18 protein-coding genes, 1 rRNA gene, 2 pseudogenes and 1 riboswitch (1 of these 22 cut by a window edge) are annotated in these 26,246 nt (G+C 44.2%); of the genes and pseudogenes, 20 read left to right on the forward strand and 1 reads right to left on the reverse strand.

The window, feature by feature from the left end; all coding sequences use genetic code 11:
* The 17 genes from R8695_RS00885 to R8695_RS00965 all read left to right on the forward strand — a co-directional run.
* A 23S ribosomal RNA gene (locus R8695_RS00885) occupies positions 1-2,499 on the forward strand; it begins 384 nt to the left of the window's first position.
* A 301-nt stretch (positions 2,500-2,800) separates the two neighbouring features.
* Entirely contained in the window at positions 2,801-4,267 is a 1,467-nt protein-coding gene (locus R8695_RS00890; protein WP_154780609.1) for a GH39 family glycosyl hydrolase, read from the forward strand.
* Positions 4,268-4,288: 21 nt separating this feature from the next.
* Positions 4,289-6,037, forward strand: a complete 1,749-nt coding sequence (locus R8695_RS00895) for a cache domain-containing sensor histidine kinase (protein WP_154780608.1) — start codon at positions 4,289-4,291, stop codon at positions 6,035-6,037.
* A 20-nt stretch (positions 6,038-6,057) separates the two neighbouring features.
* Entirely contained in the window at positions 6,058-7,617 is a 1,560-nt protein-coding gene (locus R8695_RS00900; protein ID WP_167515483.1) for a response regulator transcription factor, read from the forward strand.
* A gap of 82 nt (positions 7,618-7,699) precedes the next feature.
* Positions 7,700-8,986, forward strand: coding sequence for an ABC transporter substrate-binding protein (locus R8695_RS00905; RefSeq protein ID WP_019160925.1), 1,287 nt, complete (start codon positions 7,700-7,702; stop codon positions 8,984-8,986).
* A gap of 15 nt (positions 8,987-9,001) precedes the next feature.
* Positions 9,002-9,889, forward strand: coding sequence for a carbohydrate ABC transporter permease (locus tag R8695_RS00910; protein ID WP_154780607.1), 888 nt, complete (start codon positions 9,002-9,004; stop codon positions 9,887-9,889).
* 16 nt (positions 9,890-9,905) lie between these two features.
* A complete protein-coding gene (locus tag R8695_RS00915) occupies positions 9,906-10,739 on the forward strand; it encodes a carbohydrate ABC transporter permease (RefSeq protein WP_118512421.1) in 834 nt (277 codons plus the stop codon).
* A 225-nt stretch (positions 10,740-10,964) separates the two neighbouring features.
* Positions 10,965-12,920: a M28 family peptidase gene (locus R8695_RS00920; protein ID WP_154780615.1), complete on the forward strand. Its 1,956-nt coding sequence runs from the start codon at positions 10,965-10,967 to the stop codon at positions 12,918-12,920.
* An 81-nt stretch (positions 12,921-13,001) separates the two neighbouring features.
* Complete coding sequence (locus R8695_RS00925) at positions 13,002-13,643, forward strand: GNAT family N-acetyltransferase (RefSeq protein ID WP_118512409.1); 642 nt, start codon at positions 13,002-13,004, stop codon at positions 13,641-13,643.
* Positions 13,644-13,773: 130 nt separating this feature from the next.
* Entirely contained in the window at positions 13,774-14,151 is a 378-nt protein-coding gene (locus R8695_RS00930; RefSeq protein ID WP_118512407.1) for a BlaI/MecI/CopY family transcriptional regulator, read from the forward strand.
* A gap of 158 nt (positions 14,152-14,309) precedes the next feature.
* Positions 14,310-14,503: riboswitch (cobalamin riboswitch) on the forward strand.
* Between the two features lie 196 nt (positions 14,504-14,699).
* Positions 14,700-15,638, forward strand: a complete 939-nt coding sequence (gene nikB / locus R8695_RS00935) for a nickel ABC transporter permease (RefSeq protein ID WP_118512405.1) — start codon at positions 14,700-14,702, stop codon at positions 15,636-15,638.
* Positions 15,639-16,463: a nickel transporter permease gene (gene nikC, locus R8695_RS00940; RefSeq protein WP_118512403.1), complete on the forward strand. Its 825-nt coding sequence runs from the start codon at positions 15,639-15,641 to the stop codon at positions 16,461-16,463.
* A 238-nt stretch (positions 16,464-16,701) separates the two neighbouring features.
* Positions 16,702-18,258: an ABC transporter substrate-binding protein gene (locus R8695_RS00945; RefSeq protein ID WP_154780606.1), complete on the forward strand. Its 1,557-nt coding sequence runs from the start codon at positions 16,702-16,704 to the stop codon at positions 18,256-18,258.
* Positions 18,259-18,284: 26 nt separating this feature from the next.
* Positions 18,285-19,070 (forward strand): ABC transporter ATP-binding protein, encoded by a 786-nt coding sequence (locus R8695_RS00950; RefSeq protein WP_118512399.1) that lies wholly within the window; start codon positions 18,285-18,287, stop codon positions 19,068-19,070.
* Positions 19,063-20,037 (forward strand): ABC transporter ATP-binding protein, encoded by a 975-nt coding sequence (locus R8695_RS00955; protein ID WP_154780605.1) that lies wholly within the window; start codon positions 19,063-19,065, stop codon positions 20,035-20,037. The genes R8695_RS00950 and R8695_RS00955 overlap by 8 nt, the downstream gene beginning before the upstream one ends.
* Positions 20,038-20,056: 19 nt before the next feature.
* Entirely contained in the window at positions 20,057-21,298 is a 1,242-nt protein-coding gene (locus tag R8695_RS00960) for a type 1 periplasmic-binding domain-containing protein (RefSeq protein ID WP_154780604.1), read from the forward strand.
* Between the two features lie 236 nt (positions 21,299-21,534).
* Positions 21,535-22,614: a M14 family metallopeptidase gene (locus R8695_RS00965; protein ID WP_154780603.1), complete on the forward strand. Its 1,080-nt coding sequence runs from the start codon at positions 21,535-21,537 to the stop codon at positions 22,612-22,614.
* A gap of 115 nt (positions 22,615-22,729) precedes the next feature.
* Here R8695_RS00965 and R8695_RS00970 read toward each other — a convergent pair whose 3' ends face one another.
* Positions 22,730-23,212, reverse strand: a complete 483-nt coding sequence (locus R8695_RS00970) for a DUF2284 domain-containing protein (protein ID WP_154780602.1) — start codon at positions 23,210-23,212, stop codon at positions 22,730-22,732.
* Between the two features lie 196 nt (positions 23,213-23,408).
* Between R8695_RS00970 and R8695_RS00975 the strand changes: the two are divergent.
* From R8695_RS00975 to R8695_RS17610, 3 genes and pseudogenes are all read left to right on the forward strand, one after another.
* Positions 23,409-23,582, forward strand: a pseudogene (locus tag R8695_RS00975) (TetR/AcrR family transcriptional regulator); the annotation flags it as partial.
* A 405-nt stretch (positions 23,583-23,987) separates the two neighbouring features.
* A complete protein-coding gene (locus tag R8695_RS00980; RefSeq protein WP_154780601.1) occupies positions 23,988-25,076 on the forward strand; it encodes a hypothetical protein in 1,089 nt (362 codons plus the stop codon).
* 67 nt (positions 25,077-25,143) lie between these two features.
* A pseudogene (locus R8695_RS17610) lies at positions 25,144-25,780 on the forward strand (MATE family efflux transporter).
* Positions 25,781-26,246: the final 466 nt, after the last annotated feature.

Consider the following 26,246-nt stretch of genomic DNA (forward strand, 5'->3'; position numbering starts at 1 on the left):
TGAGACTGAGCAGGATCCAGAGTACCACGAGACACGTGGAACCTTGTGGGAAATCAGGGGGACCACCCCCTAAGGCTAAATACTACTTAGTGACCGATAGCGCATAGTACTGTGAAGGAAAGGTGAAAAGGACCCCGGGAGGGGAGTGAAAGAGAACCTGAAACCCTGTGTCTACAAGCTGTGGAAGCACTTTATATGTGCAACCGCGTACTTTTTGTAGAACGGTCCGGCGAGTTACGCTTACTGGCAAGGTTAAGCACTTCAGGTGCGGAGCCGTAGGGAAACCAAGTCTTAAGAGGGCCAGAGTCAGTAGGAGTAGACCCGAAACCGGGTGATCTATCCATGTCCAGGTTGAAGCTGCCGTAAGAGGTAGTGGAGGACCGAACCCACATCCGTTGAAAAGGGTGGGGATGAGGTGTGGATAGGGGAGAAATTCCAATCGAACCCGGAGATAGCTGGTTCTCCTCGAAATAGCTTTAGGGCTAGCCTCGATACAGATTTGCGGAGGTAGAGCACTGAATTTCCTAGGGGGCGTCAAAGCCTACCGAAGAATATCAAACTCCGAATGCCGCGTAATCGATTATCGGGAGTCAGACTGCACGAGATAAGTTGGGCGGTCAAAAGGGAAAGAGCCCAGACCTTCAGTTAAGGTCCCAAAGTGTGCGTTAAGTGGAAAAGGATGTGGGATTTCGAAGACAACCAGGATGTTGGCTCAGAAGCAGCCATCCATTCAAAGAGTGCGTAATAGCTCACTGGTCGAGAGGTCCTGCGCCGAAAATGTCCGGGGCTGAAACGCGCCACCGAAACTAAGGAACCGAAAGGTTGGTAGAGGAGCATTGCATGCGGGAAGAAGCAGTACCGTAAGGAGCTGTGGACTGCATGGAAGAGAGAATGCCGGAATGAGTAGCGAGATAGAGGTGGGAATCCTCTAGGCCGAATATCCAAGGTTTCCAGAGTAAAGCTGATCTGCTCTGGGTAAGTCGGGGCCTAAGGCGAGGACGAGAGTCGTAGCCGATGGACAACAGGTGGAGATTCCTGTACTGCGGTATGACAGAACTGTGGGGACACGTAAGGAAAGCGGAAGCCGGGAATGGAGAGCCCGGTGCAAGCGGGGTACCAGCCACTTTGGCAAATCCGGGTGGCAATGGGAAGCCGTGATGCGGAGCGAAATAAAGTAGCGAAGTCCGTGAGCCATGCGTCAAGAAAAGCCGCTATTGTTTATACCGTACCCGTACCGTAAACCGACACAGGTGGATGAGGAGAGAATCCTAAGGCCGGCGGAAGAAGCATTGTCAAGGAACTCGGCAAAATGGCCCCGTAACTTAGGGATAAGGGGTGCCTCAGAAATGAGGCCGCAGAGAATAGGCTCAAGCAACTGTTTAGCAAAAACACAGGTCTATGCGAAACCGAAAGGTGAGGTATATGGGCTGACGCCTGCCCGGTGCTGGAAGGTTAAGAGGAGAGGTTAGCGCAAGCGAAGCTTTGAATTTAAGCCCCAGTAAACGGCGGCCGTAACTATAACGGTCCTAAGGTAGCGAAATTCCTTGTCGGGTAAGTTCCGACCCGCACGAAAGGCGTAATGATTTGAGCGCTGTCTCGACAATGCATCCGGTGAAATTGAAGTACCAGTGAAGATGCTGGTTACCTGCGCCAGGACGGAAAGACCCCATGGAGCTTTACTCCAGTTTGGTACTGGGACTCGGTATTGCATGTACAGGATAGGTGGGAGGCTAGGAGATAGTAACGCCAGTTATTATGGAGCCGCTGTTGGGATACCACCCTTGCAGTATTGGGTTTCTAACCAGCCGCCGTGACCCGGCGGTGGGACAATGCCAGACGGGGAGTTTGACTGGGGCGGTCGCCTCCGAAAGGGTATCGGAGGCGCCCAAAGGTTCCCTCAGAATGGACGGAAACCATTCGAAGAGTGCAAAGGCAGAAGGGAGCTTGACTGCGACACCGACGGGTGGAGCAGGTACGAAAGTAGGGCTTAGTGATCCGGTGGTATTAAGTGGGAATGCCATCGCTCAACGGATAAAAGCTACCCTGGGGATAACAGGCTTATCACTCCCAAGAGTTCACATCGACGGAGTGGTTTGGCACCTCGATGTCGGCTCATCGCATCCTGGGGCTGTAGTAGGTCCCAAGGGTTGGGCTGTTCGCCCATTAAAGCGGTACGCGAGCTGGGTTCAGAACGTCGTGAGACAGTTCGGTCCCTATCCGGCGTGGGCGTAGGATATCTGAGAGGAGCTGTCCTTAGTACGAGAGGACCGGGATGGACGGGCCGCTGGTGCATCGGTTAGACTGCCAAGTCTACGGCCGAGTAGCCAAGCCCGGAAGGGATAAACGCTGAAGGCATCTAAGCGTGAAGCCCCCCTTAAGATGAGATATCCCATTCGAAAGAAGTAAACCCCCTTGAAGACGACGAGGTAGATAGGGCAGAGGTGGAAGTGCAGTAATGCATGGAGCTGACTGTTACTAATCGGGTGAGGGCTTGACCAAGAATCGCAGGAAGTAATGAATCTCAAGGAAATGTCAACATGTATGTAGTTTTGAAGATATAGGAAAGGCCAGCTAGATGATAGCTGGCCTTTTTTATGTGTTTCAAAGGGGAAACCATTTCTTTTTTCTGGCTGGGATTCGCGAAAACTAGGAAGTTAGCTGGATATGGGGATTACTAAGAAAGAGGGGTAATTTTTTTACAGAATAGGTCGGGATTTTGACTTTGCAGTCAGGGCGTATTGCATGGATGGAAATGGCATGTTTATAATAAAAAATAAAAATGCACTTTCAGGAGGAAAAGATGGAGAATTTGAAGTTTTATGTAGATCAGAATGCGCCGAAAACTAAATTTGATCACTATTGGGAGAAATGCGTAGGTGCTTGCCATGCATATACTGCACTGCGTGAAGATTACAGAATGATGCTGAGAAAAGCCAAGAAGGATCTGGGATTTCAGTATGTACGTTTTCATGGACTTTTTAATGACCAGATGAGTGTGGTCAGAGAAGTTGAGCCTGGAAAATACGAATACAATTTCGTCAATATTGACAATATCTTTGATTTCTTATTAAGTATTGACATGAAGCCATTTGTGGAATTGAGTTTCATGCCCACACCATTTGCATCAGGTGATCAGACTTGCTTCTATTATAAAGGAAACGTTACCATGCCTAAGAGCTTCGAACTGTGGGATGGATTGATCGTTGAGTTGCTGAAACATCTGGAGAGCAGATACGGAATGGAAGAACTGGAGAAATGGTTCTTCGAAGTGTGGAATGAACCGGATCTGGATTTCTTTTTTGCAGGAGGCCAGGAAGATTATTTCTTATTATATGAACATACTGCCAGAGCAGTAAAAAGTGTAGGCGCAAACCTGAGAACCGGCGGACCGGCCACTGCCAATAATGAGTGGATCCCGGATTTTGTCAACTACTGTGAGAAAAATTTCGTACCACTTGATTTTATTTCCACTCATCACTATCCATCAGATGATCCCAACTGGAATGCAGATATGCATCTGGATAATTTCTTCGGAGAAGAAGTCAACTTAAACAGCGATGAGATAGACCGTAGAGGACTGCTGACCAAGATGGTACGTATTGCGAAGCATGAAGCAGGAAACCTTCCATTATATTATACAGAATGGAACACTTCAGCCAATGAGGGAGACGAATTCCATGATACACCTTACAGCTCCGCATTGGTAACCAAGACTCTCATTGATAACTATGGATATGTAGAAGCATATTCATTCTGGACATTTTCTGATATCTTCGAAGAACATGGACAGGTTCCGGGAGAGTTCAGGGGTGGATTCGGACTGCAGACCATTCATGGAATTCCGAAACCTGTATACCGTGCCTTTGAACTGATGCATCAGCTGGGAGAGGAACGGCTTCCGAAGGTAGAAGAACAGGGACATGTGGGAATCTGCCCGGTTGTGGACAAAGACGGCAGCCTTGCAATTCTGGTTTATAATCAGGAAATGATCGGAAAACCAGTCTCTGAAGAAAAAGTAGAAATTCATATCAAAAATGCCCCCGGTAAAAAAGCAGAGATCCAGAGGATCGATGATAACCATGCAAATGCGAAAAAACAATGGGAAGAAATGGGATGCCCTACTTATCCCACACCTGCTCAGGTGAAGGAATTAAAAGAGGCTTCTGAGTTGAAAACAGAGGAATTACCTGTTAAGGTAGAAGGAGAAGAAGCAGTGCTGGAATTTGCTCTTCCGGCATATGGTGTGGCATTGATAAAATTGGTATAAGAAATAAGAAGAGGTGGATGCATGAAGGGTTTGAAAAGGATGAAGATAAAGACAAAAATATGGGTATTGTTCCTTGCCTGCATTTTAATGTCGTCTGTCATTTCCATAGGAACAGTGGTATACAGCAGTCAGAAATCCAATCTGAAGCATATCGGTGAAATGACAACACAGACTCTTCATGCCATCGACAGCAACCTGGAGCTGATGATCGATCATGTAAATCAGGATACCTATGCAGTGTTCTGGAGCAAAATGTTTCAGGATACTCTGGAAGAGGTATCCAAAGGAAATCTGACTGTGAAGACTAGAACAGAATTGCAGGACTGCCTGACCAATATCATGCTGGCAGGAGATTATATTTCCTCTATTGTATTTTATGACAATATAGGAAATTCTTTTATGTGCAACAGAGAAGAGGTTGTTTTGAAGAAAGAAATTGCTGTAGAAGATGCCTACTGGTATGAAAAAGCCATAAAAAAGGATGGGGACTGGATCTTTGAGACAGATGGTGGAGGAATCGTCAGCTATAAAAGCAAAAACAGAAATATTCTCTCCATGATCCGTGTGATCAAGAAAAAAACAGATTATTCCAAATTGGGAATCCTCATGGTAAATATCGATGAGAAAACCATCCGCGAGATCTTCGATTCTGTGGGCGGAAATCTGAATTCCAATTTTTATGTGTTGATGAATGACACTTTGATCTTCGGACCGGAGGAAAAAGAAAACTATGATGTAAGCAAGGATATTATCGGATCCCTGGAAGAAAATGAGACAAAGATTGTACGCAGCGAAGAGAATTCCATGGTGTATAAAAAGATCTCATCTATGATAGATGGCTGGACCCTAGCTATAGAGACACCTATGAGCAGTTTTTCCAACAGTATCAGTTATTTCAATACGCTCATCGTCCTGATCGTCAATATAGGTATGCTGATCCTGTGCTGGCTTTTTATTTCCCGTACAGTGAGCAGACCGATCCAGAAAATGGAAGAACAGATGATGTATTCTAAATCTATTCCTGAGAACTTGGAGGTGGATGAAGAATGTGAGGATGAGATCACCAACCTGAAACGGACCTATAATAATCTGTTGAATTCTATCCGTAAGCTTCTGGAGAGAACCAAGGAAGAAGAGAAGATCATTCGGAAAAATGAACTGGATCTGATCCTGGAGCAGATCAATCCCCATTTCCTGTATAATACTCTGGATGTGATCAGCGGCCTTACTCTGATCGGGGATCAGGACAAAAGTTTCCAGATGACACAGGCGCTGGGAAGATTTTACAGAAACAGCTTAAACAGTGGATGTCAGGTGATCACGGTGAGGGAAGAACTGGATATTATCAAAAGTTACATGACGATCATCAATATCCGGTATAATAATGAAATCAGCATTGAATATAAAGTGGATGAAAATCTGCTGGATATTCTGATGCTGAAACTGATCCTGCAGCCTTTGGTGGAGAATGCAGTCCATCATGGAATGCGCCAGAAAGAGGGCAAAGGGGAACTGTGTATTTCTGTGCATGCACTGGACGACAAACTGATGGAAGTTTCTGTGAGAGATAATGGGGTAGGGATTCCGGAGGATAAGATCCGGCTGATCCTGGAAGGCGGATATAAAACTTCCAAGTCAGGATTCGGGCTTCACAGTGTGAAACAGAGAGTTGAACTATTTTATGGGATTGAGGATGCAGTATCCATATCCAGCCAGCCGGGATGCTGGACGGAAGTGAGGGTACGTTTTTCATACAAAACAGATGGTTAATACGAAGAAGAGGGACAGTAATGGAGAAGGATGTCATTAATATACTAATAGTAGATGATGAGAAATATGAAGGCATATTAATGGAAAAAAGCGTAGCCTGGGAATCGGAGGGGTTTCACATTATGGGCAATGTCCAGTGTGCAGAGGATGCGCTGGCACTGATGGAGAAACAGACGCCAGATATTGTGTATACAGACATTAATATGCCGAGAATAGATGGACTGGAACTGAGCAGGCGCATCCGGGAGACATATCCGGCAGTGCATATTGTGATCGTTACCGGATACCGGGAGTTCGAATATGCCAGAGAAGCCATACACATAGGAGTGGAAGAATTTCTGTTAAAACCTATCCAGTCAGATGAACTTCTGGCTGCTGCGGTGAAGCTGCGGGAACAGATCCTGAAAGAACGGGAACAGCAGTCGAAAGATGTGGAAATCTATCCGGTTCTCTGCCAGGAACTGCTTCGAAGGATCGTCACCGGGTACATTAAATCTGAGGAATCTGGGGAAAAGCTTTCCGAATATCAGATCCGGCTGTGGAAAAACAATGGAGTCCGGGGATTTTTGCTTCTCATGGATCTGGAAGACCATGATGTGCTGCTGAAACTTCTGGAGATCATGAATAAAACCATAGGAGAGAAAAAGTACGGATATTTTTTCCTGGAAAAAAACAAGATATTCTTTGTCATAGAGGAAACTCCGGAGATCAAAGATCTGCTTGGGACTGCATTTGAACAGATCACGGAACTGGGCAAAAACGGCACAGCAGCTGCATCTGTCAGCAGCTATTATGAAAAGAGAGATGACAGCCCGAAGATCCTCTCAGAATGTGAGGAAGCACTGGTAGACACTATGCGGGATGAGAGAAAGACTCTGATCTTCTATGAGGATTATATTGAATATATGCAGCAGATCAGTCATTCTTACCCGGTGAATTTCGACAGTTACAGGATCGCAGTGAAAAGTGGTGACCAGGAAGCGGCTGTTGGATTTATAGACCATTATCTGGAACAGTATATTTTTAACGGTCCGTTGATGATCTCTCAGCTTCGTAATCTGGGGGTTCTGCTCTTCCATAATACGATGTCTGTATTGAAGGAAAGCAATAAACACCTGGATAATGAAGAACAGGTAAAGATCCTGGAAAATATTTCAGGGATTAATACACTGCAGGAGTTCTGCAGAACACTGTATGCTCTGATCGAGGGAACCATACAGACGATTTCACGGAATGCAGGAGGAAATACAGTAGCTCAGAAAGCACAGGAATATATTGAACAGAATCTGGACAGGGAGAAACTGTCCCTGAACCTGATCGCATCGGATCTGTTTGTAAATGCCAGTTATCTCAGCCGTATTTTCAAACAGTCTGTAGGGGAAAGTATTACGAAATATATTATGCGCAAGCGCGTGGAGAAGAGTATGGAGCTTTTTGATACTACGGATCTGAAAGTATATGAAGTAGCGGCGGCCGTGGGAATGCCTGATGCACATTACTTCGGAACATCCTTTAAAAAGTACACCGGAAAAACAGTAAATGAGTACAAAAGTAAAAATCGCACCCTTTCAGGTAAATAATCTGAATTGAGAAAACGCCTTCCGGATTTTATAATATCAACATAACAAGTCACTTAGAGTTCATAATTCAGGGAGGAAAAAAATGAACAATTGGAAAAAGTTTACAGCAGCGTGCATGGGTGCTGCAATGGTTGGAACAACAGTTTTCGGAGCATCTGCAACAGTTTTCGCAGCTGATACAGTAACACTGGATGTATGGCATCAGTTTACAGACCCGGAAAGTGCACAGACACAGGCATTCGAGGCAGCGGTAGAAGAATACGAGAAAGAACATGAAAATATCAAAATTGAACTTCACGGTCTGGATACAGAATCCTATAAGACAAAAATCTCTACAGAATTCGCAAGCAGCGCTTCCGGAGTAGATGTATTTTATTACTGGGCACCTGGAAAACTGAAACAGCTTACAGATGCTGATAAAGTTTTACCGTTAAATGATTATGTAACAGATGATATTAAGAGCAGAATTAAAGAAGGTTCCACAAGCAACTTTGAACTGGATGGAAATTTATATGCACTTCCGATCGACAGCTATATGATGTGCCTGTTCTGCAACAAAGATTTATTTGACCAGGCAGGAGTAGAGATTCCTACTACTTATGATGAACTGATCACAGCCGGCGAAGCGCTTGCGAAACTGGACGGAGTAACACCATTGGCTATCGGCGCAAAAGATGCATGGCTTGCAGGTGCTCTGTATGAATCACTTGCACTGAGAGAAGTAGGTGCTTCTGAAGTACAGTCCGCACTTCTGGGCGAAACAGAATTCACAAACGAGGGATTCAAGAAAGCAGCAGAAGATGTTGTTGAATTATACGACAAAGGAATCCTTGGCAAGAACCCTCTGGAAGACGGCGAAGCAGAAGCTACCGCAGACTTCCTCAACGGAAAAGTTGCAATGCAGCTTGACGGAAGCTGGTTCGCAGGAACTATCGACAATGCAGAAGACAGCGCTGTTAAAGATGTAGAAGTGATCACATTCCCTGTAGTTTCTGACGAGCAGGATGCAGCTGATTATGCAGGCGGTGCAAGTGCTTCCTTCTTTGTAAACAAAAACACAGATACACCGGAAGAGTCCGCAGATTTCGCAATGTATATTTCTGAGAAAATGGGCGAGCAGGCTCTGGAAATTGGCACAGGATTCCCATGCTGGAATACAGATGTTGACACAGACACGATTTCCCCGACATTTGTAAAATTAATGGATCTCTATGATGGCGTAAAAACAGGTGTACAGAACTGGGATGGTATCATAAATGCAAACGCAGCAGCTGTTCATCTGGAGCAGGCTCAGTCCTTACTTTCCGGAAGCGCAGATATTGACAGCTTTATGACTGCACATCAGGATGCAATCAGCGCAGCAGAATAACGCAGGGATGAAACTATGAAAAAACTTTTAAGTAATAAGGCCTATATCGCTGTTTTCGTCGCACCGGGTCTGATCCTGTTTCTGGTAATGGCGGTGATCCCGCTGTTTACCACAGGATATTACGGACTGTTCAATTACGACGGAATCGGAGAAAAAGTCTTTATAGGATTAAAAAATTACAAAGAACTATTTACAACAGATCCTTATTTCCTGAGATCTGTATTGAACTCATTTATTCTGGCAGCAGGTTCTTTGTTTATTCAGATCCCTATCGCGTTATTCCTGGCCATCCTTCTGGCAAACGGGATCAAGGGAGAGGGCTTTTACAGAACTGTATTTTTCCTGCCGGTAGTAATCTCCAGTATGGTAATCGGACAGCTCTGGTGCAAGATCTTCAACAGTGAGGGACTTCTGAATGCGATCCTGGGTGCACTGGGAATGGTAAACGATACTGCATGGCTGGTAAATCCGAAAACTGCTTATATGACAACGGTGATCCCGGCAATCTGGCAGAGCATCGGATACCATATGGTCATCCTCTATGCAGGTGTGAAGAATATTTCGCCGGAATATTATGAAGCTGCGAAACTGGACGGAGCTACAGGATTCAAGGCAGCTACGAAGATCACGATCCCGCTGCTGATGCCGACGATTAAAGTATGTGCCACATTTGCACTGGTTGGTTCTCTGCGTGTATTTGACCTGGTATATGTTATGACAGGCGGCGGCCCGAACCATGTCAGTGAAGTTCCTGCAACATTGATGTATGATAATCTGTTTGTAAAATGCCGCTATGGTTACGGCAGCGCCCAGGCGTTCTTTATCGTATTTGAGTGTCTGGTGTTCAGCTTCCTGATCAACCGCATTTTCAAAAAATCCGAAGAAAATGCATCGATGATTTGAGAGGAGCCAGATGAATATGAGTGCTATGAAATTAAAAAAGACTTTAATCTATCTGTTCCTGGCGGTATTTACTTTTATTCAGATATTCCCGTTCTACTGGCTGGTAACATTCTCATTCAAGAGTAATACAGAAATATTTGATTCCAACAATCTGGTAGGTCTGCCGAAAGTATGGCATCTGGAAAATTACTCCAAGGCCCTTATGGGAGGAGAAATCTTACGATATTTGTTAAACTCTGTTTTCTATGCAGTAGTGACAGTTGTGGTTTCAACACTTCTGGCATCTATGGTTGCATATGCCATTAACAGAATGTACTGGAAGGCCAAGGGAATTGTGGCAGCGATCTTCAGTCTGGGAATCATGATCCCTGTACAGGCAACACTGCTTCCATTGTTCCAGGGACTGGACCGTCTGGGAATCAGAGGGGGATATTTGGGACTGATGCTTCCGTATATCACATTTGCTATGCCGATGACGGTTATGATATTGAGCGGATTTTTTAAATCTCTGCCAAGAGAGATCGAAGAAGCTGCATGTATCGACGGATGTAATATTTTCAATATGTTTTTCAGGATCATCCTGCCTATGATACGTCCCGCAATTGCCACTTCCTGTATCTTCGCATTCCTGAATACATGGAACGAGCTTTTATTTGCTAACACATTCGTAGACAGTTCCCAGTATAAGACACTTCCTGTAGGAATCATGTCCTTCGTAGGCGAACATTCCACGAACTGGGGAATTATCGGAGCCGGTATGGTGATCGCCACACTGCCTACAGTAGTGATCTATCTGCTGTTGAGCAAACAGGTTCAGGAGAGCTTTACAGTTGGAGCTGTAAAAGGTTAAAAAGTGAACATAAGGAGAAACTGCATTTGCTGATCGGATTGTAATGGATCAGTGATGCAGTTTCTTTTTTCTTGTTCCATTCCCTTTTCTATGCTAAAATACTTTCATGATATCACGAACAGCTTTTCATCGTACAATATCAGGAAAGAGGCGAAGAAATTGAACATTAAAAATTCCTGTATTTCCTACATTGACACAGACTGGTCCTATCAGCTTGCCAAACGCATGGAAAAAGAAAAAACCAATTCTGTCCTGGGTTATCGTACTGCAGGTTCTGATGCAGAGACGGCCACAGGGGAGATGCTTTATAAAGAAATGGAGCAGATCGGCCTGAAAGATGTAACGAAGGATAGGTTTACACTGGATGGCTGGGAATTTAAGAAAGCTGTACTGAAGTTCACGGATGAAGCAGGCCAGACTCATGAATTCCAGATGGGCGGTTACCAGACGAACTTCGAAACGGACGAATTTCAGGATTACGAACTTGTCTATCTGGGAAAAGGCACAGCAGCTGATTACGAAGGAGTGAATGTAAAAGGCAGGCTGGTTATGGTGGAGATCAACCAGAGGGATGAATGGTGGATCAGCTTTCCGGTATATCAGGCCTATTTAAGAGGGGCAGCAGCTCTCATTGCAGTGCAGGCCAACGGTTACGGTGAGATCGCGGAGACAGCCCTGAATGCACAGGATATTGCTGGGCCGGATTTCGCACCTGCATTTTCCTTGTCACAGGCAGATGCCCGGGTACTGAAAGATGCCTTGAGGGAGAAAGAATTCGTTACCGTTTCCCTTGATGCCTGCTCCAGGGTGATGCCTGATGTGAAAGCCAGCAATATTGTGGGAAAAATCCCAGGTACAGAGACAGATTCCATGATCCTGTTATCTGCCCATTATGATTCCTATTTCGATGGATTTCAGGATGACAATGCAGCCATCGCCATGATGCTGGGAATTGCCAGGGCTTTGGTAAAGGGAGGATATCAGCCTGCTCATACCATCGTCTTCTGTGCCATGGCAGCGGAAGAATGGGGAGTGATCGACTCCAAGTACGACTGGTCCACAGGGGCTTACAATCAGATATTTCGCGTACATCCGGAATGGCAGGGAAAAGTAATTGCAGATCTGAACTTTGAACTTCCGGCCCATGCACATAATACCCGGGATGCCATCCGCTGTACCTATGAATATGCAGATTTTATCCGGGAGTTTACAGAATCACTCACTGTGCCAAAAGAGGCGTATCCGGATGGGATTACAGTTCTGTATCCCATTGAAACCTGGTCCGATGATTTCTCCATGGCGATCGCGGGGATTCCTTCTACAGTCAATGATTTCAGTGCAGGTCCCTTCATGCAGAATTATTATCATTCACAGTATGATAATCAGGATGTATATCAGGAACCGGTCTATCGTTTCCATCATGAATGTTATCTGAAACTGATCATGGAATTGGACCGTCTGGTACTGCCGCCGATGAATTTCGGCAATACCATGCATGCAGTGGCAGCCAGTGTGAGGGATACAGCTTCTGACTGTGCATCAGGAGATCAGAAGGAACTTCTGACACAACTGGAGGCAGCAGAAGAACTGGGATCACAGATCTATGACTGGATTTGCAGGATCAACGGAGAATATCAGAGTTTGACAGAGCGTTCAGCGAAGAAAGCTTTCCGTGAGAAATGGCAGCCACAGGGACAGAAACTTCTTCATATTTTCCGCAAGACTCAGGATTATCTGGTGCGCCTGAACTGGCAGGATGAAGTAATGTTTCCGCAGGAAGCAGCAGCCTGGAATATCCGCCAGCTTGAGAAAGCAAGGATATCCCTGGAGAAAAATGACATCACAGATGCGCTGAAAGCCCTTTACCGGGTAGATAATAATATGTATGCCTTTCTTTTTGACGAAGAGGTTTACTATCATTTCACAGAATACATCCTTCACCAGCCCAAGGACCGCCTGATGTGGGGAGCAGGACGCATCATGCATCATGAGAACCTCTACGGGATCGTTCAGAAACTGAAAGAGCGGATGAATGAAAAAGAGCCTGAACTGGATGAAGAGATCCGCCGCCTGGAGGCTGCCCTGCGCAGACAGAGAGCTTACTACAGAGATGATATCCGCTATCTGAAACAATCGGTTTCCAGGATTTACGTAATGCTGGAAGAAATAAAAGGATGTTAGGGTCAAAGCGTGCAGGCACGAACGGCTTTTTGAACTTTAACTCTGATATTATAGAATAATTGAAGGAGATTTATACATAATATGGAAAGCAATAAGTTATACAGAGTACAGGAAGACGATTTGCCGCGATTGCAGAAACTGCTGACGGTCTGCTTCGCCCAGGATCCGTTATATCATGCACTGATCCCTGATGACGATACCAGAGAACGGCTTCTCCCGGAGCTTTTTTCCTGCGATCTGACGGAGTTTTTTCACACCTGTGAGATCTATTCCGACAGCAGTGAACTGAACAGTATTCTGGTGGTTTCTGATGAAACAGAGCATTATAATTTCCTGGAGTACTGCCTCACAGAGGCGAAGGCCATGCTTACCACAGATGGCTGGCTGATCAAAGAGGATCCCAGCCTGAAGACCTTCTGGAATTTCGTTCAGGGAAAGGATTACCTGAATTCCAGCTGGACGGACCAGCTTCATCAGACCGAACGGCTTCATGTAATTTACCTGGCAGTGGATCCGGGCCATCAGCACCATGGACTGGCAGAACTTCTGATGGATGAAGTGATCGATTATGCACAGGAACATAAGATGCTGATCTCCCTGGAAACGCATAATCCCAACAATGTTCCCATCTATGAGCATTTCGGCTTCAAGACTTATGGAATTGTGGAGAAACCTCATTTCGGACTGAAGCAGTATTGTATGATCAAAGAAGCATCTGTATAAAAAAATAGCCTATTTTGCAGTTGGATTTTTGTATAAATCTTCATCTGGTAATCTTTGCAGATTTATATTATAATAAGATATAAATATGTTGTACTATATCAAGAAAGATAACTAATAAGGAGGACTTATAATGGTACGCAACGCGATGAGCGCAACTGAATATTATATTTTGAATTATTTATGGTCCAGAGAAACACCAGGGACTTTTTCCGAGATTATGAATTACTTTAATAACGAGGCAAATAAAGAATGGAAAAAGCAGACTGTAAATACATTCCTTACACGCCTTGCTCAGAAAGGTTTTCTGAATATTGACAAAAGCGGTAAACGTGCGATCTATATTCCGGCCGTTACGAAGCAGAAATATTTCGAGAATTATGCTCAGCAGATCGTTGACGATTCTTATGAAGGTTCTCTGAAGAATTTTGTCAGTGCATTTACCAATGTCCGTAAGCTGACTGAGAGCGAGAAAGAAGATCTGATCAATTATATTAAAGGACTGAATTAATATAGAAGAGAGACATCAGTGGAAAGAAGAATCCTGCAGGCAGGGTTCTTTTTTTTGTATGTTTTTTGATACAATTCAATTTTTTTTCGTAAATACTAGACAAAATATAAAAAGTTGTTTTATACTGTTCAGGCAAAAAATAAATAACATTTATTGGTTTTGAACCAGTCGTTGTAAGTTCCGCAAGGATTAATAGAGAAACCGGTGTAAGTCCGGTACGATCCCGTCACTGTAATAGGGAGCTTCGTAATGATAAATGTCACTGGACCATGTGAAGTTAAAGTTGGTCTGGGAAGGCGATTTCGAAGTGATGATTTTAAGTCAGGAGAACTGCTTACAATTGGGATAGGAATGATTCTTACGGTAGATAGGAAGCATAATTTTTTCGTGTCATTTTGTGTCCGTATGTATGGTATTTTATATACGGGCTATTTTTTTGCGTAAAATTAAGCCCCCTGGGGGGATTTTTCCGCGTTACTGAACAAAAGGCGCTCAGTAACAATTCTGAAATTGGTTTAATTCACGAAAGATGTAGGAAGGAGATTATTTTGACGAAAAAACAAATCGGGAAAAGATTTCTGCAGATTCTGATCGTCCTTTTCGGTATCAGTTTTCTGACCTTTGGACTGACTTATCTGTCTCCTGGTGATCCGGCTGAGATCATGCTGACAGAGTGCGGTAATCTTCCCACACCGGAGCTTCTGGAACAGACAAGACATGAGCTGGGTCTTGACCAGCCGTTTCTTGTACAGTATGGAAGCTGGCTCAAGGGTGTGCTTACCGGAGATATGGGACAGTCCTATTCCTTTAAGATGCCGGTAGTACAGAAACTTGTATCCTGTTTCTGGCCAACCCTGAAGATGTCTTTGCTGGCATTGCTGATGATGATCGTGATTTCCATCCCATTGGGAATCCTGGCAGCAGTGTATCAGAACAAATTCCCGGACTATTTTGTAAGAGGAATTACTTTTATCGGGGTGTCCGTACCAAGCTTCTGGCTGGGTCTGATCTTACTTAGCATCTTCGGTGTACAGCTTCGCTGGGTAAATGTAGCAGGAGGAAGCACCGACTTAAAGGCGATGATCCTGCCGTCACTTACGTTGGCCCTTGCCATGTCTGCGAAATATACAAGACAGGTAAGAAGTGCGGTTCTGGAGGAGCTTCACCAGGATTATGTAACAGGTGCACGAATGAGAGGAATCAAAGAGAGCGTAATCCTCTGGAGACATGTTCTTCCGAATGTAATGCTCCCACTGGTAACTCTGCTTGGACTTTCTCTGGGAAGTCTTCTTGGCGGTACTGCGGTCGTTGAGATCATCTACAACTGGCCTGGTATGGGAAATATGGCAGTCAAAGCAATCTCCTGCCGCGATTATCCGCTGGTTCAGGGATATGTACTGTGGATCGCTATCCTGTATATGTGTATCAATCTGCTTGTGGATCTGTCCTATACTTATCTGGATCCAAGACTTAAGGAGGATAGATAATTGAAGTTAGCGAAAGTATTTAAAGAAAATAAGCAGTTTACCCTTTTTTCGATACTGGCGCTGGTGGTAGTCGGTGTAGCTGTGTTTGCTCCGCAGATCGCACCCTACGACCCGCTGGATGCAGTAATGCTGGAATCCCTTCAGGCGCCAAGTTCTGCACATCCCTTTGGAACAGACAAGCTGGGACGTGACCTGTTATCACGAGTGATCTTCGGAACCAGAACTTCTCTGGTCATGACATTATGTCTGGTAGCAGTTATCTTTGTGATCGGTACATTTCTTGGAGTTATCGCCGGATACTTCGGTGGAATCATAGACAGTGTGATCATGCGTATCGCAGATATGATGATCTCTTTCCCTGGTCTGGTACTTGCCATCGCAATCGCCGGTATGCTGGGACCGAACCTTGTAAATGCGGTTATCTCCATTGCAGCAGTAAGCTGGACCAAATATGCCCGTCTTGCACGAAGCATGGTACTGAGAGTAAAGAAAAACCTTTATATTGAAGCAGCAGTCGTAAACGGAACCAAGACATGGAAGATTCTGCTTGTACATGTTCTCCCGAACATGGTTACTCAGATGGTAGTAACTGCAGCAGCAGATATCGGAACCATGATGCTGGAGCTGGCATCCTTGTCATTCCTTGGTTTTGGTGCTACAGCGCCGACACCTGAATGGGGACTGATGCTCAACGAGGGAAGAACTTACATGGCAAAAGCACCTTGGCTGATGATCTACCCAGGTATTGCGATCGTGATCTGCGTAGTTATCTTCAACATGCTTGGTGACAGCATCCGTGACGTTCTCGATCCGAGACAGGAGTAAGAAAGCAGGCTGTTGTTTCTTATATAATGAGGACAGCTCAAATATATCCGCATGGTAAAAAAATGCCGGGTATAAAAAGTTCTGCGGCTTCCGTACTGAACCGTAGAAGATAAGGTAAGATAGAGTAACAATCAACCGGTGCAGACAGCAATCGGACTTCTGCACAAGTAATAATGATAAATGATCAACCATAAAGTGGAAATGAATCCCACTTACCTAATTTTTTCAGGAGGAATATATGAAAAACACATTATTCAAAAAAGTTTTAGCAGTAGCACTTGCATGTACAATGACATTTTCCATGGCAACTGTAACTCACGCAGCAGATGCAAAAGAGATCACAATCGGTGTAACAAGCTTCGCTGATACTCTGGAGCCTACAGAGCAGTACTTCAGCTGGGTTGTTTCCCGTTATGCTATTGGTGAGTGCCTTACTAAATTCGATGAGAACGGTGAAATCGTTCCTTGTCTGGCAGAGAGCTGGGAAAACAGCGAAGACGGACTTACATGGACATTCAAGATCCGTGAAGGCGTGAAATTCTCCAACGGTGATGACATGACACCGGAGATGGTAATGGCATCTATCCAGCGTACAGCTGACAAGAGCGACCGTGTACAGGAGTTCTTTGACCTGGACAGCATGGAAGTTGACGGACAGAACCTGATCTTCCACTTAAACAGAGCAAACGCAAACATGGCAGGAAGCCTTGCAGACCCGTTATTCCTGATCGTAGATACAAACGTAGATGACTCTACATTTGCAATGGAAGGACCGATCTGTACAGGACCTTACGCAGTAGAATCTTTCAGCCCTACAGACTCCTGCGTTGTGGTTAAGAATGAGAATTACTGGGATGGAGAAGTGCCGCTGGATAAGGTTACACTGAAATGTGTAGATGATCAGACAACACGTTCCATGGCTCTTCAGACAGGTGAGATCGATATCGCTTATAACTTAAAGACAGAGAACCTTATTGAGTTTGAAGGAAATGACAATTATGAGATCCAGGAGCTTCAGTCCCTGCGTTCCACATACGCATTCATGAACCAGAGTGAAGGTCGTGCACTCAGCGATAAAGCGCTTCGCCAGGCACTTCTGCGCGGACTTGATAAACAGACATACTGTGACGTTCTTCTTGAGGGTGGAGCTACAGCAGGTAAAGCACCGGTACCTCCGACACTTGACTTCGGATTTGATGATCTGAACGATGAGAACAGCTATGATCCGGAAGGTGCGAAAGCAATCCTTGAGGAAGCTGGATACAAAGATACAGACGGTGACGGATTCGTGGAAACACCGGACGGAGATCCGCTGACACTTGATTTCGTTATCTATACAAGCCGTGCAGAGCTTGGTGTTTACGCACAGGCAGCACAGGCAAGCTTAAAAGATATCGGTATCAATGTAAACCTGAACACAGTAAGTTATGAAACACTTCTCGACATGAGAGATTCCGGTCAGTATGACCTTCTTATCTGGAACGTACTTGTTGCAAACACAGGTGACCCGGAAAACTACTTAAGAGAAAACTGGTACAGCAAATCTGCAAACAACACAGCAGGATACAATAATCCGGAAGTAGATGAACTTCTTGATGAGCTTGCAGGAACATTTGACGAAGAAGAAAGAAAAGACCTGATCATCAAGATCCAGCAGGATATCATGGATGATGCAGCAACTGTATTCTTCGGATATGAGACAACTTATCTGTTCTCCAACAAGAGAGTTACAGGCGTGAAGATGTATCCGATGGATTACTACTGGCTGACAAAAGACATTACACTTGCTGAGTAATCTTAATCAAAAAGGAGCGTTAATTTATGCTTGAAATAAAGGATCTCTCAGTCCAGTATGGAAAGCAGGCACCTACCATCGAACATTTCAACCTGAACATGAAGAAGGGCGAGATCATCAGTGTTGTAGGTGAGAGTGGAAGTGGAAAGACCACTGTTATCAGAGCTGTCCTCGGCGCACTTGCCGGAGGCGGTAAGGTAACACAGGGAGATATCCTCTTTAACGGAAAATCCCTGCTGACCAATACCAAGGATGAATGGAGACAGTTAAGAGGAACACGTATATCCATGATCTTCCAGGACTGCGGCGGAACCCTGAATCCGATCCGTAAGATTGGAAGCCAGTTCGTGGAATATATCTGTACTCATTCAAAAATGTCAAAAGAAGAAGCATGGAAAAAGGGTGTCAGCATGATCGAGAAGATGCGTCTTCCGGAAGCAGAGAATATCATGAACAGTTATCCTCATCAGCTTTCCGGTGGTATGCGTCAGCGTGTCGGTATCGCCATGGCAATGACCTTTAATCCGGAACTGCTTCTGGCAGACGAACCGACCAGTGCGCTGGACGTTACCACTCAGGCACAGATCGTACGTCAGATGATGGAACTTCGTGATGATTTTCACACAAGTATCATCATCGTAACCCATAACATTGGTGTAGCTGCTTACATGGCGGATCAGCTGATCGTTATGCAGCACGGAAAAGTCGTGGATCAGGGAACAAGGGATGAGGTTATGAATCATCCGACAAGTGATTATACAAAGAAACTTCTGGCAGCAGTACCGGAAATGGAGGGACGCCGTTTTGTTTAAGGAATCAGATATCGTGCTGAGTGCAAAGCACATCGTAAAACAGTTTCCGGCATCCCATGGACGGACACTGACAGCCTGCAATGACATTAACCTTAATGTATATAAAGGCAAGACATTAGGAATTGTAGGAGAGAGTGGATGCGGTAAATCCACATTCGTAAGAATGGTCATCTCCCTCGACAAGCCTACCAGCGGTGAGATTCTGTATCATGGCAAAAACCTTGCTGATCTTTCCAGGAAAGAAACATGGTTAAACCGCCAGAACATGCAGATGGTTTTCCAGGATCCGCTGGCATCATTTAACCCGAAGATGAAGATCGTGGATATCCTTACAGAGCCGCTGATCAATTTCGGAAAATTAAAGAAAAGCGAAAAAGAAGCCAAAGCAAGAGAACTGCTGGAAATGGTAGAACTGCCGGGTGATTTCGTAGATCGTTATCCGCACAACATGAGTGGTGGACAGAGACAGAGAATCAGTATTGCAAGAGCGCTTTCACTGGAACCGGAGATCCTGGTTTGTGATGAGGCGACATCTGCACTGGACGTTTCCGTACAGGAATCTGTGATCGAGCTTCTGGTACGACTTCAGAAAGAAAAAAATATCAGCATGCTTTTTATCTGTCATGACCTGGCGCTGATCCGCTCTTTTGCCCATCAGATCGCTGTTATGTATCTGGGAAATATCGTAGAGGTTATTCCCGGTGAAGATGTTACAGAGCATGCAGTACATCCGTATACACAGGCACTTCTGGGTGCACAGTTCTCAATCCACATGGATCCCAGTCAGAAAATCCAGAGTATCGAGAGTGAAGCACCAAGTCCTCTGGATGTACCTAAGGGCTGCCCTTTCCAGAACCGCTGCGAGCATTGTATTGACAGATGTAAGGCAGAGATGCCGAAGCTGAAAGAAATTGCTCCCGGACATGAAGCAGCTTGTTTCTATGTGGAGGAGCATCTGAAAAATTGAAGGAAAGGGGGAAGGTGTAATGAGAAGAAAGTTTATCAGTCTGACACTGAGTGCAGCTCTTGTGCTTGGAGTTACACCCCCTGCCTGGGCTGCCGCTGAAACCTATGCAGATGGTGAGGCGCATACAATTGGTGTCATCGTATATGATCCGGATTCTTCAGAGATGGAAATGTTCGCTGACTACTACCGTGATTATATCCAGGCAGGTTTTCCTGTGAAATTCATTTTCTCCGGCAGGACAACCAACGCAGAGGATGAGATTCAGTATATTGATAAAATGAAAGAGCAGGGTGCAGAAGGAATCATTTCTTTTGCAGGTTTTGCAGCAGGACTTCAGGATATCATCGGGGAATGTGAAAAGGAAGAGGTGTATTATGCACTTGGTTCTAACACGATCAGCGATGAGAATTATGAAGTAGTAAAAGATAATACCTATTATATGGGAAGTGTGGGACCGAAGCTTGAAGATGTGTACCAGAGCGGATGTGATATGACAGAGTATTTTCTGGATAAGGGTGCGAAGAATTTCGTGATCATGTCCGGTGGCGCTTCTTCAGGGAACCGTCTGCATCAGGTGAGAACCTGGGGAATGCTCAATACATTGGAAGAGAAAGCAGGGCTGGTTCTGACAGAAGAAGCAGAAACACTTTCTACAACAGAAGAAGTTACAAAGCTTTCCAGTGAAGACGGTTCTGTACAGGTTACGATCTGTCCGGGATACACAGAGCAGGATGGACCGGGACTTGACAATCTGAGTACTGCATTTGCAGATGGAAACTGTGATGCATTGATGAGTGCATTCCATGTTTCTACTTATCTGGACAAAATTGCAGATAAAGAGAAAGAACAGAACAGCAATATTCTGGTAGGTTCTATCGACAGTTTTACCGATGGAAATTATGAGCTTTTCCAGGAGAAAGATATGTTCGGAAATCCACCTGTTGATTATGTACAGGGTAAATATGCATCTCTGGCAGGCCCTGCATTTGCCATGATCTACAATGCCATCACAGGAAATTCGGATGCAGTGAAAGAGAACGGACAGGCAGCACGTCTGTACCAGGGCTTCTGGACCGCAACAGACGAGAAAGATTATGAAGAGCTTTATGGATATGCAACAGGTATTTATGAAAACGCATACAGCTGTGATGATCTTCAGGGCGTGATCAAGGTATTTGATGAAAGTGCTACACCTGAGAAGTTCAAAGAGCTGACAGAGAGCTATTCTGTAGAAGATGCTAAGGCGCGTATCTTTGATTAAGAATAATATTTACTTATGAAAACATCTGCGTGTTTCTGTTTTTATTTGACAGGAATGTGAAAGAATGTTAAAAATGAAAAGGCAGGGAGTTGATACTTCAGGTATCCGCTCCCTGTTTGAAAATATGGAAGTTTTACACAACTAACTGCTAAAACTGGTATTTATTGAACAATATAAGGGCCTGCCGGTGGATGATAAGATCTGGCAGACATGGAATGAGTAGAGGAGAATATAGGATGAGGACATTACGAGTAGCAGACCTGGAAGCGAAGCCGGGTGAGAAAGTATCCGGATTTGTGCATATCATTGGCGCAGAATTTGGAATTCCGGTAACACTGATCTGCGGAGAGAAAGAGGGCGAGACAGTCCTGATCTCCGGTGGTGTACATAATGCTGAATATGTGGGAATTCAGGCTGCCATGCAGCTTGCGGATGAACTGGATCCAAAGAAGATCGCAGGAAATATCATAGTGATCCGCCTGATGAACAGAACCGGATTTGAGCATCGTACCATGAGTCTTACCTATGAGGATGGAAAAAACCTGAACAGAGTTTTTCCCGGAAATCCGAATGGTACACTCAGTGACAGGATCGCTTATACTGTTGTAACAGAATTTTTCCCGAAAGCGGATTACTATGTGGATCTGCACTGTGGTGACGGATTTGAGGGCCTGGTATCCTATGTATACTGTACAGGTGCAGCAGCGCCGGAAGTAGCCGCAAAGAGCCGCGAAATGGCTGAGATCGCACATGTGGACTATCTGGTAACTTCCATGTGTGGAACAGGCGGAGCTTATAACTATGCCGGAAGCATGGGAATTCCGAGTATCCTGCTGGAACGTGGTCACAGCTCCCGCTGGTGTGAAGATCTGGTTGCTGAGGATGTTCATGATGTGAAGAATATCCTCAGACATCTTGGAGTTCTTCGCGGTAAATCTCATATGCATGGCAAACCGCCGGTAGAAGTAAGTCCTGTTATCTATGAGGATGCACCGGTATCAGGATGCTGGTACCCGGCGAAACAGCCGGGTGAGACTTTCAAAGAGGGAGAAGTGCTGGGAAGGATCTGCGATTATTTTGGACGGGAACTGTTTGTGTACAGAGCCAAAATGGGCGGAATTATTCTTTACCAGACGATCAGTTTATGTATTATGAAAGACACGCCGATGGTTTCTTATGGAACCTGGGATGAGGATACACAGGGTAAGATCGAGGTTGAATGTGAAGTGTGTGGAAATGCAAAACATAAGCATGGACATCACCATAAGAAGGATGATAAGCACCATAAACGTCATGAACATCATAAAGAAATGTGATGTCTGTGAAAGTCAGAAATTAGAGTATAAATAAGTAAGAACTGCAAACTGTAAAAAATACGGCTGCGCTATATCTGTAAAGTGAATTTCAGATACAGTGCAGCCGTGTTTTATACTAATCTTCATGAAACAGAATCTGTGTAAAGAATCTCACATCTGAGTCATCTGCCCAGCAGACCATACCAACTGCGTCAGCCATTTTCTGGGCATCCACACTGTAAGCAGACATACAGGAACAATTCTTATACGGTCCTGCACTCATGATCAGGACATCTTCTTTTCCATTTTCCTGCATCCATTTGGCAAGCTGTTCGGTAAGGATATTCTGTGCATGCTTCGCCTGTTTGAAAAGAACCGGATCCATGACCGGATCTTTCAGAACCGTCTGGAGAACCAGCGCTTTCTCATATTTCATTGCTTTCTCCTGCATTTCCTCAACAGTGCCGCAGGCAGGCGGACATGCAGGAACCAGGTTATAATTTCCGCAGAGATTGTCCTCGCAGAACTGTCTGTATTCCGGTACAAATACCAGGTCTTTTGTATCCATGATCGCTGCATTTGCGAATCCCATGGAAAGTGCTTCCTTTATTAAATCCATAAAAAAGTCTCCCTTCTTAAGTTGGATTGTTTGTCTTTAATCTGTCATGATTATAACATTTTGAAGTAAATAAAGACAGAGTTATTGAGGTAAAAAAGTATGCATTTTAAACAGAAACTGCGCTGGAAATACAGGGCAGTAATTGATATAATAAATGTAGTAAGTTTTATCTGTGAGAGGAATTTGTATGGATATGATAAATGAAACGGGCAAAGGAGTGAAAACGAAATATCGTCTTGCACAGTCAATGAAAGAATGTATGAAAACAATGTCTGTAGATAACATTACGGTGAAGCAGATCACGGAAAATTGTGGAGTTACCAGGCAGACTTTCTACCGGAATTTTATGGACAAATTTGATCTGATAAACTGCGGAGCAGTTATTCGGTTATGAGCAAGTAGCGAAGCGGATTGCGAATATCCGCTTGATTATTGTAAAGTACTGATTCAGTTTAACAACCGTAGCAAGAATTCCCTCACCTCTATAGGTGATGGGATGAATTGCACATACTTAAATGAAAAACTAAATTCCAGCTGTGGATTATCTTAGAATATATTTGCAATCATATACTATAAAATATATTCAAATCTCCAATAACTATTCCTATAAAAGTAAATAATATTAATAGCAAATACAACCAAAATGCCAGTTTACAGGGTTGACAATAACACCACTTTAGCCTACTATTATTTCTAACAGGAGCTGGCTTTTGGGAATGGAAAAAGCTGGCTGTTTTACTGATGTGGTACATAAGAGAAGATGGAGGATAAGTAAATGGAAAACTGGAATGATGTAAAACTGGTGCCGGAGTTTTCAGAGCAGGGCGTAGACTGCTATCGTCTGGAGGGCGGAAACTACGAGAATGAATATTATGTGGTTTCTGAAGCAGAAACCAGAAAGCTTTTGAATACACCGGAGGTAGTTGGATATGAGGTATATCATTGCCTGATCCCGTCCACTTCTCAGATGCTTTACTACTTCAAGGAGCAGAAGAAAGTCACAACAGCAAACATTCTCTCAATCCTTCGCGGTGCGTTAAACTACCCGCTTGAAGAGAGCTGCTACAGAGAGCATATCCGCGTTCATGATATCAGCTTTCTTTCCAGCGAGCGTGTGTTTAATGAAGATGAGATCGCAGGCCTGGAGATCAAATACAGCAAGCTGACTATGGTGCCGGACAGCACACTGCTGATCGGTGATATCATTGCTACAGGTGAGACTCTGATCCACTGCTTACGTTATGTGACAGATTTCTACAGAGAACACGGAGCAAGACTCCGTAATATTATTATCTTTACAATCGGAGGAACTACAGGAATTAAGATTCTTGAGCGCCTGACAAAAGAGATTCGTGAGTTCTGGCCGGAGTTTGAGGGATTTATCACGGTATATTATGAAGGAATCTTCAGCACTTACCAGGACAAAGGTGTATCAGGAATCAATCTTCCGGATGTAGATTTCTACTGGAAAGACGGCATCATTGCACCGCAATTCAGAAGAGAGACTTTATCTATGAGAAATCCACTGTTTGAGAAATGCATCATCTATGACGGAGGTGCGAGACGTTATGAGATCCATGAGCATGTAGAGGAAGTTCTGGAATTCTGGAAAGAAATGCTGGCGCGTGCAGACAAGATTGATTTCAAAGCGCTGCTGGACGAAAAACTGGGATATGCCACACCGATCAGCTTTGAAGACTGGGTGAAAGCAAATCATTACGAAAAGATCAGTTCATCTGTGAATAAATGGTTATATAAACAGGAACAGGGATATATCCAGAGTATGCAGGACGTTACATTGAGAGAGATCGCAGAAGAACGGATCGAACAGTTTACCACTGCATTAAAGAAATATATTCTGTAATCCCAAGCAGATAAAACAGAAGTAAAGCAGGTTTTTAACTATGTAATATAATCTTACGGAAGGCAATATAACAGGAAATCTTCTGAAATTTGCTTTTCCTCTTATGATAGGAAATCTTTTGCAGCAATGCTATAACATAGCGGATACCCTGATCGTAGGGCGCTTTCTGGGAGCAGATGCGCTGGCAGCAGTGGGATCTGCCTATACTTTGATGGTATTTCTTACCTCCATTATCCTGGGACTCTGTATGGGAAGCAGCGCATTTTTCTCCATGCAGTTCGGTGCAGGAAATACAGAACGGCTGAAAAAGAGCTTTTTTCTGGCATTTGTGCTGGTTTTTCACTGGGGAGTAAAAGGGGCAGCAGTCTATTATGAATCTGGGTATCCTGATGGTTCAGGGGCTGGTAAACAGTTTCGGAACTGCAGTTATGGCAGCCTTCGCAGCAGCAGTGAAAATTGACTCTTTTGCCTACATGCCGGTGCAGGATTTCGGAAATGCCTTTTCCACATTTGTGGCGCAGAATTTCGGGGCAGGAAAAAAAGACCGGATCCACAGAGGAACGAGAGTTGTGCTGGCATATGTACTTTCTGCCATTCCGGCAGTAGGAGTGACCGGAATCTGGATGTCTGTCCCCATCGGCTGGATACTGGCAGATGCCACCGGAATTCTTTATATGTATAAACTGGAAAAGAATAAAAGGTAGAGAAATCAGATTTTCTAGAAATTATCAGTTAATTTCTGAGTGGGTTGGAGTATTGCGTATAAAAACAAAAGAATATTCCTTTTATACCTTGCAATTTTGAACTAAAAAACTAAAAAACATATAATGTTATTATTAAAACACTTAAAATAATTAATATTAATGGCATCAAGAAGTACAGAACAAACAACCGCTTGCTCTGTACTTTTTTATATCGCAACAGGAAAATTATAGAACAAACAGGTTTGATCTGAAGGAGGGTAAAACCTATTATGTACGGATACGCACTTATAAGACGGTATCCGGCAAAAAGTATTACTCTGACTGGAGCGCAGTAAAGAGTGTTAAAGTATCAAAATAGTTTATTCAGAAAAAATCTGAAAACAGCAAAAAAAACATCAGTTTTTACAGTAGACAATTATAGATTCAGCCGGTATACTGAATTTATAATTGCCTACGGAAATATAGC

Source organism: Blautia luti (genome assembly GCF_033096465.1).
Taxonomy (GTDB): domain Bacteria; phylum Bacillota; class Clostridia; order Lachnospirales; family Lachnospiraceae; genus Blautia_A; species Blautia_A luti.

Excerpts from the sequence above, each read along its gene's own strand:
- R8695_RS00890 (WP_154780609.1), top strand. The coding sequence starts at position 2,801 with ATGGAGAATTTGAAGTTTTATGTAGATCAGAATGCGCCGAAAACTAAA.
- R8695_RS00895 (WP_154780608.1), top strand. The coding sequence starts at position 4,289 with ATGAAGGGTTTGAAAAGGATGAAGATAAAGACAAAAATATGGGTATTG.
- R8695_RS00900 (WP_167515483.1), top strand. The coding sequence starts at position 6,058 with ATGGAGAAGGATGTCATTAATATACTAATAGTAGATGATGAGAAATAT.
- R8695_RS00905 (WP_019160925.1), top strand. The coding sequence starts at position 7,700 with ATGAACAATTGGAAAAAGTTTACAGCAGCGTGCATGGGTGCTGCAATG.
- R8695_RS00910 (WP_154780607.1), top strand. The coding sequence starts at position 9,002 with ATGAAAAAACTTTTAAGTAATAAGGCCTATATCGCTGTTTTCGTCGCA.
- R8695_RS00915 (WP_118512421.1), top strand. The coding sequence starts at position 9,906 with ATGAGTGCTATGAAATTAAAAAAGACTTTAATCTATCTGTTCCTGGCG.
- R8695_RS00920 (WP_154780615.1), top strand. The coding sequence starts at position 10,965 with ATGGAAAAAGAAAAAACCAATTCTGTCCTGGGTTATCGTACTGCAGGT.
- R8695_RS00925 (WP_118512409.1), top strand. The coding sequence starts at position 13,002 with ATGGAAAGCAATAAGTTATACAGAGTACAGGAAGACGATTTGCCGCGA.
- R8695_RS00930 (WP_118512407.1), top strand. The coding sequence starts at position 13,774 with ATGGTACGCAACGCGATGAGCGCAACTGAATATTATATTTTGAATTAT.
- R8695_RS00945 (WP_154780606.1), top strand. The coding sequence starts at position 16,702 with ATGAAAAACACATTATTCAAAAAAGTTTTAGCAGTAGCACTTGCATGT.
- R8695_RS00950 (WP_118512399.1), top strand. The coding sequence starts at position 18,285 with ATGCTTGAAATAAAGGATCTCTCAGTCCAGTATGGAAAGCAGGCACCT.
- R8695_RS00960 (WP_154780604.1), top strand. The coding sequence starts at position 20,057 with ATGAGAAGAAAGTTTATCAGTCTGACACTGAGTGCAGCTCTTGTGCTT.
- R8695_RS00965 (WP_154780603.1), top strand. The coding sequence starts at position 21,535 with ATGAGGACATTACGAGTAGCAGACCTGGAAGCGAAGCCGGGTGAGAAA.
- R8695_RS00970 (WP_154780602.1), bottom strand. The coding sequence starts at position 23,212 with ATGGATTTAATAAAGGAAGCACTTTCCATGGGATTCGCAAATGCAGCG.
- R8695_RS00980 (WP_154780601.1), top strand. The coding sequence starts at position 23,988 with ATGGAAAACTGGAATGATGTAAAACTGGTGCCGGAGTTTTCAGAGCAG.